The sequence below is a fragment of the Moraxella sp. TY6 genome, assembly GCF_048551375.1.
GTDB lineage: Bacteria > Pseudomonadota > Gammaproteobacteria > Pseudomonadales > Moraxellaceae > Faucicola.
Window position 1 is genome coordinate 1 of record NZ_JBLYZJ010000020.1, and the last position, 13,359, is coordinate 13,359.

The window sequence follows — 13,359 nt, forward strand, 5'->3', positions numbered from 1 at the left end:
AAGTACCGAAACAGAATTATCGTATAAGATTCAATTCTCGTAGCGTGGGTTAGCGAAGCGTAACCCACGGAAAATCAGATTATAATCTGAATTTGTTCAGTTACTTATAGTGAGTTAAATTACAAATGAAACTTGAAAATTTTGGGCGTAAGCATTACGCCCCTACAGTTACAGCCTGCATTAGTTCAAATGATTAATCGTCATCACGACTTTATAGCCGTTGGGATGGCGTGCGGTGATGCGGTTGGGTAGCGTATCTTTGGTATTGGCAAAGTTAAATTCGGCTGTCCAGTCGCCATTAGTGGCTTTGGTAAGGCGATTTTGGCTGTCTTTTTCGGTTTGGCTATCACTGGGGGCAGACTGCCCCATCATCCAATATGGCAACTGCGAAATCGGTGCTTGCCAGCCTGTGGCTTTAAACAACAAAGCTTCTGGATTGGCTTCGCTCAATGTGCCTTTGTCGTTGGTAAGGGTGGCGGTTTTGCCATCGTAGCTGATGTTGGTTTGCCCTGCGTTTAATGCCCCTGCCAGTTCAATGGCGAAGTTTTGTCCATTTTGTCCCCACGTATAAAAAGCACTGCCTGCCTGTTTTGGGGTGGTGATGCCGATTTTACCATTAACAGCAAATTTGATAGGGGCAACCGTCTGTGATATTGGGCTAGTTTGCACAGGTTGGGTGGCTTGAACAGGTTGGCTTTGGGTGGGTTGTGGTTGAATGGTGGTGGTTGAAACAGGACGTTTGGCAACGGTTTGACAGCCTGTCAGGGTCAGCATGGCAAGCGATAGGGCAAGAATAGCGGTACGTTGGGGGGTAAACTTTGAATATAACATAGGAATACCTTTAAGTTTATGTTAGTAATAAGATTATGTTGTTAGTAATAAAAAAGGAGAACTACTCCCTCCCTTGTTAAGGGGAGAGTTGGGGTGGGGTTAATAAATATAGAGATAATTTGTGCATCACTTTGATGTTAAATAAACTAAGGTTGCATTGATGATGGTTTCACTGGAGTCACTGTGGTGGCGGTAGTCGGATTGGCATTGCTATTCGTATTAGCGACCGTAACAGGTTCTTGGTAATCCAATTCGCTGTATAAAATTTTATTAATCCGTTTGGCTTCGTCCACATTGCCCATATTGGTATAGGCTTGACGCAGTAATAATCCACTAATCACGTCAGGGATGATGTCAAAATTATCCGCCAATAGGCTGATAACTTGGGCATTGTCTTGTTGGTGCAGGGCTTGTTGGGCAAGGATTTGGCGTGCTTTTAGCCCCACTTCACGGTCATGCACCAGCGGTGATAGTACGGCAGTGACTTCTTGGGGCGATTGTTTGGTATTGACCAATACTTGGGCATATTCGACTTGATAATTCACATTATTGGGGTCAAGTCGTACCAGTTGTTTTAGCAGGGTAAGTTTATTTTGCCAATCGTCATCGGGCAATAGTAAGACTTTGGCAAATAAAATATCCGTGTTATCGGGCAATTGTTTTTGGGCTTGATTAAGCAAGTCAATGGCTTGTTGGGGCTGATTGGCTTGATTGAGAATACTGGCTTGCATGATATAGCTTTGGGGAACAAATTCGTCAAATTGTTCACGCAATTTTTGCATACTGGCAATGGCTTCACCGTAACGTTGTTGGGCGGTGAATAGGGCAACTTGACGTTTGCGAGCCTGTAGAATCAAGTCAGGTTGCATGACGTTGCCATAATAGCGAGTGGCATCGTTATTTTTTAGCTGACGTTCGGCACTGATACCTAGATAATAGTAGGCTTGGTCTTTATAGTTGGGGTGATTGGTGAGTTGTTGTAACCATTGGTCGGCATCAATATACCGTTGAATATCGACCCCCACCAGCCCTGCTAACAGTTTGATTTCATCATCGGCTAAAAATTTGGCATTTTGTGGGGCATTAAGTTCTTGCCATGCTTCGGCATTTTGGTTTTGTTTTAACAAATAGCGAATTTGATAAACAAATAGCCCTTGGTTATCTGGTACGGCTTTGCGAGCTTGTTCAATAAAATTTAACACGGCTTTGGAGTCGCCTAGACCTTGTAAAATATCGGCTTTTAACGTCAAAAACGCAGGGCTTTTGGGCGATTTTTTGAGGGCTTTGTCAATTTCGACCAACGCTTCTTTGGGCTGATTGACTTGTAATAACAGACCTGCTTTCATCACCAACAACGCAGGATTATTTTTGGTATCAATACTTTGCAAAGTCGCCAATAGTTCGGCTTGGTCACTGGCTTCAGTTGGGTAAATACCCACCAAAATTTGGCTCAAATCGGCATTGGGGTCATATTGCAAAATTTGCTCAAGTTTATCGCCTGCCAGTTCATATTCGTGGGCTTTGAGTGCCAAATGCGTCACATAAAACAACGCAGGAATATGGTCGGTGTTTTGTTGTTGCCACGCATTCGCAAAGCCCAATGAGGTTTCGGCATTTTCATATTGTAATGACAAACCCAAGGCTCGCTCAAACACAGGGGCAGAATCATCATAAAAGGCTTGCTGTTGATAAATCGTCAAGGCTTGCGGAATATTGCCACGGTCAGCAGAAAATTCTGCCATCATCACCGCATATAGACTGGGCTGAGTGATTGCTTTGGCAACACCATTTGCATTAGCAATATTGGCGACATTGGGCATATTAGCACCATTTGGTACACTAAACTCATGGATGACCAACGTTGGTATTGAGGCAAGATTGGGTGGTTGACTAGACTTCGCAGTCGGCAAGGCATGGGTAGACAATGGCAACCCAACCACTAAAGCAACAACCAATGCACTTAGCACGATAGGCTTCACAGGCAATGGTGGCAAGACTGCAAATGACAAAGACATAGGCGATAAGCAAAGGGGCAAGCAATAAGGTGGATAAAGGGGTAAATTTGTAACAAAACGTTAATATTAGCACAAATTATAACGATTATTGGCATCAAACACTGTAGAAATACTGTTAATTTATCTAAATTTCGCAAAAGTAATACAGGCGTTCGCCCTGAGCTTGTCGAAGGGTAATGCTTTTTATGGTTCGACAGGCTCACCACAAACGGAACATCACTAAATTTTCGCATTTAGCCCCAGCGGTGTTATAATAGCCTACTTTTGATTTAAATTATTTAGAACTTATATTATAGTTTTCATATTTTTGCTTTTAAAGACGCTAGACCCCTGCCTACGCAGGGGTGACGAATCATTAAAAATTTAGTCGTCATTCCTGCGAATGCAGGAATCCAGTGGATTTGTTATGAGTTCTATTATGATATTTTCGATTATTAAATATTGGGTAAAGGTCAGCCATCGCTATGCAACTTTTGGTTATTGGGTTAAATCACAAGACAGCCCCTGTCGCCATGCGTGAGCAGTTGGCGTTTGGGGTAGATGATACGCCAACCGCCTTACACTCACTCAAGCCCTTAACACAAGGGGCGGTCATCGTTTCGACCTGCAATCGCACCGAACTCTACGCCCTCGCCCCTGATGACCAAGACCTCAGCCAAATCAGCGAGGCGTTGACCCATTGGCTTGCCGACTTCAAAAACACCCCTGTTCAAGGTGTTGCCCCCCATTTATATCGCTATGAAAATAACCATGCCTTGACCCACTGGGTGCGAGTGGCTTCTGGGCTAGACTCGATGATTTTGGGTGAGCCACAGATATTGGGGCAAATCAAACAAGCCGTGCATACCGCTCGCCAACATGGGAGTATTGGCGGTAAGTTAAGTTGGGTGATTCAGCATATTTTTGCGGCTGCCAAACAAGTGCGTAACGAAACACGAGTCGGCTCACAAGCGGTATCATTGGGCTTTGCCGCCAGTAAGTTGGTCACGCAAATTTTTGACAAACCCCAACAAAATACCCTACTGGTCGTGGCAGCAGGTGAGATGAATCGACTGGTTGCTACGCATATTGCAGGGCTTGGTGTATCACGAGTGATTGTGTGCAACCGAGGGCAAGAGCGTGCCGAGCTACTTGCCAATGAACTCAAAAATAGCGTCCCTGTGGTGGATATCGTGCCACTTGACCAACTGGCAAACGTGTTGCCCCAAGCGGATATTCTCACCAGTTGTAGCGGTAGTCTATACACCTTGATTGATAAAAACATGGTCAAACAGGCATTAAAAAAACGCCGTCATCAGCCGATGTTAATGATAGACCTTGCTGTCCCTCGTGATATCGAGCCGAGCGTGGATGAATTGGATGATGTGTATTTGTACTCGATTGATGATTTACAGCACGTCATCGCAGGCAATCTTGAACAACGCCGTCAAGCTGCTGTTGAAGCGGAATTGTTGGTCAGTCAGTTGGTGGCAGGGATTGAGCGGAAATTTTTGGTGCGTCAAGTCGGTAAAGTCATTCACGACTACCGAGAGCAAGCCGAACAACAAGCCGATAAATTGCTGGAACAATCATTACAACAACTGTCGCAAGGCGAATCTGCCGAAGCCGTGATGAAAGAACTGGCTCGCAAACTGACCCAAACCTTGACCCACGCCCCCTCCAAGCTATTGCGTGATACCGCCAGTGAACAATCCGCCGATACGGTGGCATTTGTGGCTGAACAACTGACCCATGCCTATCGTCCGCCTAAAAAATATGGTAATGTGAATATTTAAGTTTTAATCCTCTAAAAACCCCCTCTTTTGTAAAGAGGGGGTTGGGGGAGATTTGAAAATGTTGAAATTTTGGGCGTATGCAATATGCCCCTACAAAAACCTCTCTCATTGATAATTTAAATAATTATATTCTGCTCTATCCATTCCCAAGGAACAGCCCATGTTTACTTGCCCACCGATTTTACCGTATTTTGCCCCATTACCCCCATTAAGCCTTGCGATGCTAGATAGCGACCCCAGTTTGGGTGTGCCTCGTTGGTTGACACAGGTCGAAACGGATTTGGATAACGCCCTTGCCACCGATACGGACATCCGCCAAGTGGTCACTGCTCGGAGCTGTGCAATTGATGAGTTGTTAGCCAGTTTGTTTGCGTTATACGGCTTAGAAACTACAGCGTTGGCGATGTTTGCTACAGGTGGTTATGGGCGAGGCGAATTGCACCCAAAATCTGATGTGGATATTTTGGTATTAAGTGCCACCGAGATAGACGATGACCTTAATCAACGCCTGTCACCGTTTTTGGCAAAGCTATGGGATATTGGCATTGAGCCTGCGATTGTGGTGCGTTCGATTGCCGAATGCCAGCAAGCCAGTCGTGACGATATCACGGTGGCGACCAGTTTACTTGAGGCTCGGATTATTGCAGGAAATACCGAACTTGCGTCCATGCCCCAAACCATTCTCAATGACACATGGTCACAAAGCGATTTTTATCATGCCAAAATGGCAGAAGCCAAAACTCGCTACCAAAAGCACAACGCCACCGAATACAACCTCGAACCTGATATCAAAAACGCCCCCGGAGGCTTGCGTGATATTCATACGGTGGGTTGGATTAGCAAACGTTATTTTAGGGTTAATAGCTTATTTGGTTTGGTGCAACAAGAATTTATCACCGAAAGGGAATTTGATGAATTACAAACGGCGGAGGATTTTTTGTGGTTGATTCGTCATTATTTGCACAAAATCACAGGGCGTAACGAAAACCGTTTGTTGTTTGATTATCAACGCCAAGTGGCAAGTTTGATGGGCTATCAACCGCAGGCAGGCGACCATCCCAACGCCCCTGTTGAGCGATTTATGCGAGATTATTATCGCTTTGCCATGTCCAATTCGACCCTGTCAGAAATGCTGACCAAGCACTATTATGAAGTGCTGATTGAGGCACGGTTGCCAGACGCAGAGCGACCTGTGCAGAAGATTTTGAATGACCGCTTTAAACTGGTGGGCGACCAACTAGCGGTGACCAATGCCAAGGTTTTTGCCAAGCACCCAGAGGCGATTTTGGAGTTGTTTTTGTTGATGGGGCAAATGAACATCAAACATATTCGCACACGCACACTACGAGTGTTAAAAATCGCTGGGCGAAGCATTGATGAACATTTTCGTGAACAGCCCTACCACCGTGAGCTGTTTTTGGCAAACCTAAAAGAGCAAAACTTGCTATTTTGGCGACTGCGAGTGATGAAACGCTATGGCATTTTGGGGCGGTATTTGCCTGCATTTGGGCAAGTCACTGGTTTGATGCAGTATGATTTATTTCACCGTTATACGGTCGATGCCCATATTTTGATGTTAATCCGAATGTTGCACCGCTTTACCGATGACAATTATGAAAGCCAATATCCGCTTGTCAGTAGTATTTATCGGCGGATTGACCGCAAAGAAATTTTGGTGTTGTCAGCGATTTTCCATGATATTGCCAAAGGTCAAGGCGGTGACCATAGCGAATTGGGTGAAGCCATCGCCGTTGAGTTTTGTTTGGCACATGGGTTAAGCCCTGCTGATGCCAACTTGGTAGGCTGGTTGGTCGCCAATCATTTAACCATGTCATTGACGGCTCAAAAAAAGGACATCTCTGACCCAGCAGTGGTGGCGGATTTTGCCGAAAAAGTCGGTAATGTTACCCACCTTAACCACCTGTATGTATTGACCGTGGCGGATATGAATGCCACCAATCCGCAACTCTGGAACAGTTGGCGAGCCAGTCTGATGCGTCAGCTTTATACCCAAACACGGCGGATTTTGCGAGCCGACATTGACGCACCGACCAACCGCCAAGATATGATTATCAATAATAAACAGCTTGCTAAACAACTACTTGCCGATGATGCCGACCTTGCCAATATCGAAACCTTGTGGGAAGAGCTGGGCGATGAGTATTTTTTGCGTGAAGTGCCGAGTGATATTGTGTGGCATTCCAAAGCCATCATGTCACATGAGCCGATTGGCAAAGCCTCGGATGCTCATAGCGAGCCGTTAATTATTTTGCGAGAACACCGAGAGCTTGCCCTTGATGCCATACAAGTGTTTATTTATACCCAAGACCAATCCAACTTATTTGCCGTGACCATGGCGGTATTTGCCCAAATGAATTTGGACGTATTGGACGCTCGGATTATCACGGCAACACGAGATTTTGCGTTGGATTCGTATGTGTTGCTTGACCGTCAAGGCACGTTATTGACTGACCCAGAGCGACAAGCCGAGTTGATTGAACGGCTTAAATCTGCATTTGCCAATCCGACCTTGCCCCATATTATCCAAAAGCGGATGCCGAGAGAACTCAAGCATTTTGACGTACCGACCAAGGTGAGTTTTAATTTTAATGCCTCTGCCAATCAGCACATGATGCTATTGGAAGCCCTTGACCAGCCTGCGTTATTGGCGAGGGTGGGACAGGTGTTTTTGGCACATGATATTGAGGTGCATTTTGCTCGGATTACCACCTTGGGCGAGCGTGCGGAAGATATGTTTTTGATTACTGACCACCACGATAAAGCCTTGTCTGAAGCACAACTAGAAGACCTTAAAAATGCGTTGGTAGAGGCGTTAAAAGTGTAAAGGTGTATAGAGCTGACGCATTTTCATAGTAGGTTGGGTTGAGCCTGCGAAACCCAACTTTATCAATATATTAAGTTGGGTCTCATACTTCGACCCAACCTACCAGTGGCATTTTTGCTTCAGTTTCAAATTATTTAAAGGGGGAAATGGTTTTTTTATCCAATAACAAAAACCCCACCCACACCGCAATCGCCCCCAACGCAATCACAGCCCCCACATTACCGACCATCGCAAGCCCAAGCCCAGTAATTACCAAACTACCGACAAACGCCCCACCGCCAATACCGACATTATAAATTCCAGAGAAAATCGACATCGCCACATCGGTGGCATTAGGAGCAAGTTTTAGGGTTTTGAGTTGCAACGCCAAGCCAATCCCAGTCATCGCAAGCCCCCACAACAGCCCAAGTACCAACCAGCCTGCTTCACTGCCTGTCACCCACGTGACCGAAGCCAATGACAGCAACAGTACAACCATCGACACCGCCAAGAATGTATTGGGTCGTTTATCATAATACTGCCCGAACAACCAACTTCCCAACAGCCCTGCCACCCCAAACGTCAACAGCACGATGGTGGCAAAGTTCGCCCCAAAGCCATTGAGTGTCAAAAGATACGGCTCAACATAGCTATAGGCGGTAAAATGAGCCGTCACACACAGCACGGTCAAGGCATACACCACCCATAACGGACGGTTTTTGACAATCATCGGCAAACTCGCCACCGACCCCACATCATGACTTGGAATCTTGGGTAAAATCCACCATAATAAGCCCATCGCCACCAATGCCACCAGCCCAATCGAACCGAATGTCATCCGCCAACCCAACGCTTGCCCAATCAACCGACCCAACGGTAAGCCCAACACCGTTGCCAATGCACTACCCATTGACAACAAGCCTAGTGACTTGGTTTGCCGACCTTTGGGGGCGACACGCACCACAAGGCTTGCGGTAATCGACCAAAACACCGCATGAGCCAACGCAATCAACGCACGCCCCACCAATAGCACGGCAAAGCTACTTGCCAATACGGAAATCACATGACCGCCAATAAATAACCCAAATAGCCAAAGCAATAGTTTTTTGCGTTCGACATTCGCCGTCATCAACATGGCAGGCAGTGACAGCACTGCCACAATCCACGCATAAATGGTAATCATGTGACCGACTGTTTCGACTGGCATGGCAAAGCTATTGCCGATATCTGAGAGCAGGGCAATGGGGACAAACTCGGTGGTATTAAAGATAAAGGCAGATACCGCCATGACGATGACACGCCATTGACGGATTTGGTTGGGGTAATTGGGATTGTGAATGATGGTGTGGCGTAATTGATTGAAATGATTCATTTTTATGAAATCAATTACTTGCCTTTTGACAAAATCGCCACTTGTCGAATATAGGTGTGCAAATCATCCACACTTTCTTGCATCAGCTCATCATCTTGGGTATGGTCAGCATACGCAATCCAAATCAGCAATTGCTTAACCGTGTTAAACTCACTGTTAAAAAATTGCTTGGTAAATTGCTTGAGTGTATTTTCATCTTGCAAATTTAACCGAGTTTGCCAACTTTCGATTTTGGCTTGTTGCTCTGGGCTAAAAGTCGCACGAAATAAGTATTCGACAATGGCGTGCGGTTCTTCTTCAGCGAGCAGTTTGCCAAGGCGTTTGATGTGGCGTTTGCGAGCTTCATAACTGGTGATGTCGTTGAGCTGTAGCAAGTCATCCATAAAAAACTCACTGGCAGGTAAGTTTTTCATTTGTTTTTTGGATAAGTTGGCAAGCGGTTCGGCAAGTAGTTGCAGACGTTCACGGGCTTTTTTTTGTTCGGTACGGCTAACCACCATATCCATTTCAGCAAAATTAATCATTTACTTTCCTTTTACCATTTACTTTTTTCACGGTGTTTGACACGAATTTGTAAGGATTTTGGCACAGTATCCGCCAATTTTTTGGCAAGATTTTCCGCCACATATACCGAGCGATGTTTACCCCCAGTACAGCCAATCGCAATCGTCACCGTATGGCGATTGTTGTGCAAAAACTCTGGCAACCAACGCTGAAAAAACGTATCAATACTTTCCACAAATTCATCCACTTCTGAATATTCCGCAAAAAACGTCTGAATTACCGTATCAAGCCCAGTATGCTGACGCAGTTCGGCTTGCCAATGTGGGTTGGGCAAAATCCGCACATCAAACACAAAATCCGCATCAATCGGCGAGCCGTACTTAAACCCAAATGACAAAATATTCACCGTCACCACATTATCCACGCCCAAATGGTCACGAATCCGCTCTTTTAGCTCATGGATATTTAGGCTACTGGTGTCGATTTTGACATCGGCACGCGTGGCAATCGGCTCTAGCAAGTCGATTTCTCTTTTGATGGCATTAGGCAAATTACCTGCCACGCTCATCAAGGGGTGAACTCGGCGAGTGGCATCAAAGCGAGCCACCAACACGCTTTCTTGAGCGGTGACGTATAAAATCTTGAGTGACTTCTCACCAAATTTATCAATCAAGGTTTGATAAACTTGCTCAAATTTTGACAAATCAGCTTGCGGTGTGCGTACGTCAATGCCCAAAGCGATTTTACAAATGTCGCTTTGCAATAGCTTTTCGACTGCTTGGGGCAACAGTGACAAGGGTAAATTGTCGATGGCGTAATAGCCAAAGTCCTCAAGAATATTGAGAGCGGAAGTCTTACCTGAACCAGAGCGTCCAGATACAATCACAACTTGGGTCATAGTTTGCCTTTACAAATCAAATTCCAAATTATCTAATAATCGTGTTTTACCACCCAACCAACTAGCCAATAGTAGTACCAAGGCTTTGTCATCAGCGGTTGGGGTCTGTAATTGGCGGTTTTTTAGCTCAAGATAATCCACTTTAAAACCGCTGTTATTGAGCTTATCAATGGTTTTTGCCACTAAGTTATCAAAGTCTGCAAACTCGGCTTGCTGTAACTCTTTTGCCAGTTGTTGCAAGGTTTGTTGTAGCTGAGGGGCAAGGGTGCGTTCGGTTTCGCTTAAATATTGATTGCGTGATGACAATGCCAAACCGTCTTCGGCTCGCACGATTTCGCCACCGACAATCTCAATCGGAAAGTTCAATTCTGCCACCAACTGGCGGATAATCGCAAGTTGTTGGTAGTCTTTTTTGCCAAATACTGCGATGTTGGGTTGGACGATGTTAAACAATTTGCTCACCACCAAGCCCACGCCATCAAAGTGAGTGGGGCGTGACAGTCCGCATAGCATTTTGGTGATGTCACCGCTTAACACTTGCACTTGGGGTGGGTAGCTTGGGTACATTTCTTCCACGCTTGGGGCAAACACATAGTCCGCCAAGCCGTCTAGTTTGGCAACATCGGCATCGAGGGTGCGTGGGTAGCTGTCAAAGTCTTCGCCTACGCCAAATTGGGTGGGATTGACGAAGATGCTGACGACCACGATGTCGGCAAGGGTTTTGGCTTGTTTGACAAGGGTGATATGACCTTCGTGTAAATTGCCCATCGTGGGGACAAGTGCGATTTTTTGATTGCGTAATGGTTCTAAGGTTTGGCGTAAATCGTTGATTTTATGAAAAACTTGCATAATTATATCCTAGCCTTGGCTTAAGGTTTTCTCAACCAATCGAATAAGGGATTTGTTGTGAAAGTAATCAATTAGCATTATACCTATAAAAGCTAAAATACCAGCAATTATATGTACATAGCTTGCACCTGCTATGTATAAAACTATTGAAACTAAATGGTAAATACTATCTTTAATGACAATTTCAACGCTTGAACCATGATTGTTAGGGTTTTTAATTATCGTGCCATAAACATCAGCAGAAAAGCCATTATTTTTCATGAATTTAGGTGTTCTGCGTAAATGAAAATTATTGCCCTTTATGTGTCCGTACCAATCTTTATCACAATTAAGTCGTAGAAAATTAAAAAACTCAAAGTCATTTTCAATTTGATTGCTTATATTAGCAATAACTTCATTGGGGGTTAAGTCTGTATTAAAGCTTCTCTTAACGGTTAGCATAAATTTTCTCTAAATCAAGATTACAAGTTAATTTAAACTAACCCCAAGTGTAGTCATGGTATCAGCTAATCAAAAGCTATGTTCTGCTGTGGGGAAAGTACGTTCTTTAACGGCTTTATGGAAATTTTTAAACGCCCCCACGATATCGCCTGTTTTATTGCCTTTATCCGTCAAAAAGTCCTTCACAAACTTCGCAGGCTTACGAGTATAAACCCCGAGCATATCGTGCATCACCAACACTTGACCATCACAATCCACCCCAGCCCCAATCCCAATCACAGGCACAGCAAAGGTATCACGCACTTTTTTGGCAAGGTCGGCAGGCACGCATTCAAGTAACAAAATACTCGCCCCTGCATCGACTACGGCTTGGCAGTCTGACAATAGTTTTTCGGCTTGTGAGTCGGTTTTGCCTTGTACCTTATAGCCACCGAACACATTCACTGATTGCGGTGTCAGCCCCAAATGCACACAAGTCGGTACGCCATTACGAGCCAATACTGTGACGATTTCGGCAAGCTCCGCACCGCCTTCGATTTTGACGACGTTTGCCCCTGCTTGCATGACAGCTTTGGCACTTGCAATGGCATCGGTAAGTGTGGCAAAACTCATAAAGGGTAAATCACATAAAATCAAGGCATGGCTATTGGCACGGCTGACGGCTTTGGTGTGATAGATCATGTCTTCAACCGTGACAGGCAAGGTTGAGGTTTGCCCTTGTACTACCATGCCAAGGCTGTCACCAATCAAAATCGTGTCGATTTCGGCAACTTGCATGGCATGGGCGAAGCTTGCATCATAGCAAGTTAGGCATGAAAAGGTTTCGCCATTGGCTTTGCGTTTGGCAAGCGTGGATAACGTGATGGGGGCTTTGGGCTTGGGCGTTTCGGCTTTGGTTTCGGTAGAAAGGTAGCTCATCATAACCTCAAATTTTATCAGTGAAATGGCATCTATAGTCGTTTAAATCAAGAATAACACAGCATTTGTAGGGGTGTAATGCTTACACCCAATATTTTAACGTATGATTTGTGATTGAATTCACTATAATAAAAACCCACACCACCAAAGGCAGTGTGGGCGATAAATGCGGTCTGCTTCATCTTTTTGATTGGGCGTGGTTGATTATTTTTCAACGCCAGCATCTTTGCCTTGATATTTGGCGTTAGCATAATCCCAATTCACCAATTTATCAAGGAAGGTATCCACATAATCTGGACGGCGGTTGCGGTAGTCGATGTAATAAGCGTGTTCCCACACATCACAAGTCAATACAGCCACTTTACCATGAGCCATTGGGGTATCGGCATTGGCGGTTTTCATAATTGACAATTTGCCACCCACGCTATCAGCCACTAACCATGCCCAACCAGAACCAAACTGGGTCACAGCAGCGTTTTTGAACTCTTCACGGAATTTTTCATATGAACCAAACGCTTCTACGATTTTGGCTTGTAGGTCACCAGTTGGCTCACCGCCACCATTTGACGTCATACAGTTCCAATAAAAGGTGTGATTCCATACTTGAGCGGCTTGGTTAAACATACCTGCTTTACTGTCATCTTTGGCAGTTGCCATGATGATTTCGTCCAACTCTTTGCCTTCAAGACCAGAACCTGCTAATAATTCGTTCAATTTGGTCACATAGGCATTGTGGTGTTTATCGTGGTGAAACTCAAGGGTTTCGGCACTGATATGTGGCTCTAGGGCGTTTTTGGCGTAAGGTAATTCTGGTAAAGTAACGTGTGACATTTTATAATTTCCTTGGCTAATGTTGGCTAATAATAACTGGCTAAAATAAATAGCGTGAACTTATAACACGCATAAATTTCGCTGAATACAAGTTCTAGGCT

The 13,359-nt window shown here is 44.9% G+C and carries 11 protein-coding genes; 2 read left to right on the forward strand and 9 right to left on the reverse strand.

Annotation, left to right across the window (positions count from 1 at the left end):
• Window positions 1-180: 180 nt before the first annotated feature.
• Both lolB and ACK1U4_RS11190 read right to left on the reverse strand, forming a co-directional pair.
• On the reverse strand, window positions 181-831 hold the full coding sequence (gene lolB, locus ACK1U4_RS11185; RefSeq protein ID WP_419400218.1) for a lipoprotein insertase outer membrane protein LolB: 651 nt from the start codon (window positions 829-831) through the stop codon (window positions 181-183).
• A 146-nt stretch (window positions 832-977) separates the two neighbouring features.
• The gene (locus ACK1U4_RS11190; RefSeq protein WP_419400219.1) at window positions 978-2,846 is read right to left on the reverse strand and encodes a hypothetical protein; all 1,869 of its coding nucleotides are present in this window, start codon (window positions 2,844-2,846) and stop codon (window positions 978-980) included.
• Between the two features lie 464 nt (window positions 2,847-3,310).
• Between ACK1U4_RS11190 and hemA the strand changes: the two genes are divergently transcribed.
• Both hemA and glnD read left to right on the forward strand, forming a co-directional pair.
• Window positions 3,311-4,621, forward strand: a complete 1,311-nt coding sequence (gene hemA / locus ACK1U4_RS11195; protein WP_419400220.1) for a glutamyl-tRNA reductase — start codon at window positions 3,311-3,313, stop codon at window positions 4,619-4,621.
• Window positions 4,622-4,781: 160 nt separating this feature from the next.
• Complete coding sequence (gene glnD / locus ACK1U4_RS11200) at window positions 4,782-7,466, forward strand: [protein-PII] uridylyltransferase (RefSeq protein ID WP_419400221.1); 2,685 nt, start codon at window positions 4,782-4,784, stop codon at window positions 7,464-7,466.
• 130 nt (window positions 7,467-7,596) lie between these two features.
• Here the strand turns inward: glnD and ACK1U4_RS11205 are convergent, their stop codons facing one another.
• The 7 genes from ACK1U4_RS11205 to ACK1U4_RS11235 form a co-directional block, all read right to left on the reverse strand.
• On the reverse strand, window positions 7,597-8,817 hold the full coding sequence (locus tag ACK1U4_RS11205) for a sugar transporter (protein WP_419400222.1): 1,221 nt from the start codon (window positions 8,815-8,817) through the stop codon (window positions 7,597-7,599).
• Window positions 8,818-8,831: 14 nt separating this feature from the next.
• On the reverse strand, window positions 8,832-9,341 hold the full coding sequence (gene yjgA / locus ACK1U4_RS11210; protein WP_419400223.1) for a ribosome biogenesis factor YjgA: 510 nt from the start codon (window positions 9,339-9,341) through the stop codon (window positions 8,832-8,834).
• 11 nt (window positions 9,342-9,352) lie between these two features.
• A complete protein-coding gene (gene rapZ / locus ACK1U4_RS11215; RefSeq protein WP_419400224.1) occupies window positions 9,353-10,219 on the reverse strand; it encodes an RNase adapter RapZ in 867 nt (288 codons plus the stop codon).
• 9 nt (window positions 10,220-10,228) lie between these two features.
• Window positions 10,229-11,068, reverse strand: a complete 840-nt coding sequence (panC, locus tag ACK1U4_RS11220; RefSeq protein WP_419400225.1) for a pantoate--beta-alanine ligase — start codon at window positions 11,066-11,068, stop codon at window positions 10,229-10,231.
• A 9-nt stretch (window positions 11,069-11,077) separates the two neighbouring features.
• The gene (locus tag ACK1U4_RS11225) at window positions 11,078-11,509 is read right to left on the reverse strand and encodes a hypothetical protein (RefSeq protein WP_419400226.1); all 432 of its coding nucleotides are present in this window, start codon (window positions 11,507-11,509) and stop codon (window positions 11,078-11,080) included.
• 69 nt (window positions 11,510-11,578) lie between these two features.
• A complete protein-coding gene (panB, locus tag ACK1U4_RS11230; protein WP_419400227.1) occupies window positions 11,579-12,427 on the reverse strand; it encodes a 3-methyl-2-oxobutanoate hydroxymethyltransferase in 849 nt (282 codons plus the stop codon).
• 204 nt (window positions 12,428-12,631) lie between these two features.
• A complete protein-coding gene (locus ACK1U4_RS11235) occupies window positions 12,632-13,258 on the reverse strand; it encodes a superoxide dismutase (RefSeq protein WP_419400228.1) in 627 nt (208 codons plus the stop codon).
• Window positions 13,259-13,359: the final 101 nt, after the last annotated feature.

Coding starts and splice junctions, on each gene's coding strand:
- lolB (WP_419400218.1), bottom strand. CDS start 831: ATGTTATATTCAAAGTTTACCCCCCAACGTACCGCTATTCTTGCCCTA.
- ACK1U4_RS11190 (WP_419400219.1), bottom strand. CDS start 2,846: ATGTCTTTGTCATTTGCAGTCTTGCCACCATTGCCTGTGAAGCCTATC.
- hemA (WP_419400220.1), top strand. CDS start 3,311: ATGCAACTTTTGGTTATTGGGTTAAATCACAAGACAGCCCCTGTCGCC.
- glnD (WP_419400221.1), top strand. CDS start 4,782: ATGTTTACTTGCCCACCGATTTTACCGTATTTTGCCCCATTACCCCCA.
- ACK1U4_RS11205 (WP_419400222.1), bottom strand. CDS start 8,817: ATGAATCATTTCAATCAATTACGCCACACCATCATTCACAATCCCAAT.
- yjgA (WP_419400223.1), bottom strand. CDS start 9,341: ATGATTAATTTTGCTGAAATGGATATGGTGGTTAGCCGTACCGAACAA.
- rapZ (WP_419400224.1), bottom strand. CDS start 10,219: ATGACCCAAGTTGTGATTGTATCTGGACGCTCTGGTTCAGGTAAGACT.
- panC (WP_419400225.1), bottom strand. CDS start 11,068: ATGCAAGTTTTTCATAAAATCAACGATTTACGCCAAACCTTAGAACCA.
- ACK1U4_RS11225 (WP_419400226.1), bottom strand. CDS start 11,509: ATGCTAACCGTTAAGAGAAGCTTTAATACAGACTTAACCCCCAATGAA.
- panB (WP_419400227.1), bottom strand. CDS start 12,427: ATGAGCTACCTTTCTACCGAAACCAAAGCCGAAACGCCCAAGCCCAAA.
- ACK1U4_RS11235 (WP_419400228.1), bottom strand. CDS start 13,258: ATGTCACACGTTACTTTACCAGAATTACCTTACGCCAAAAACGCCCTA.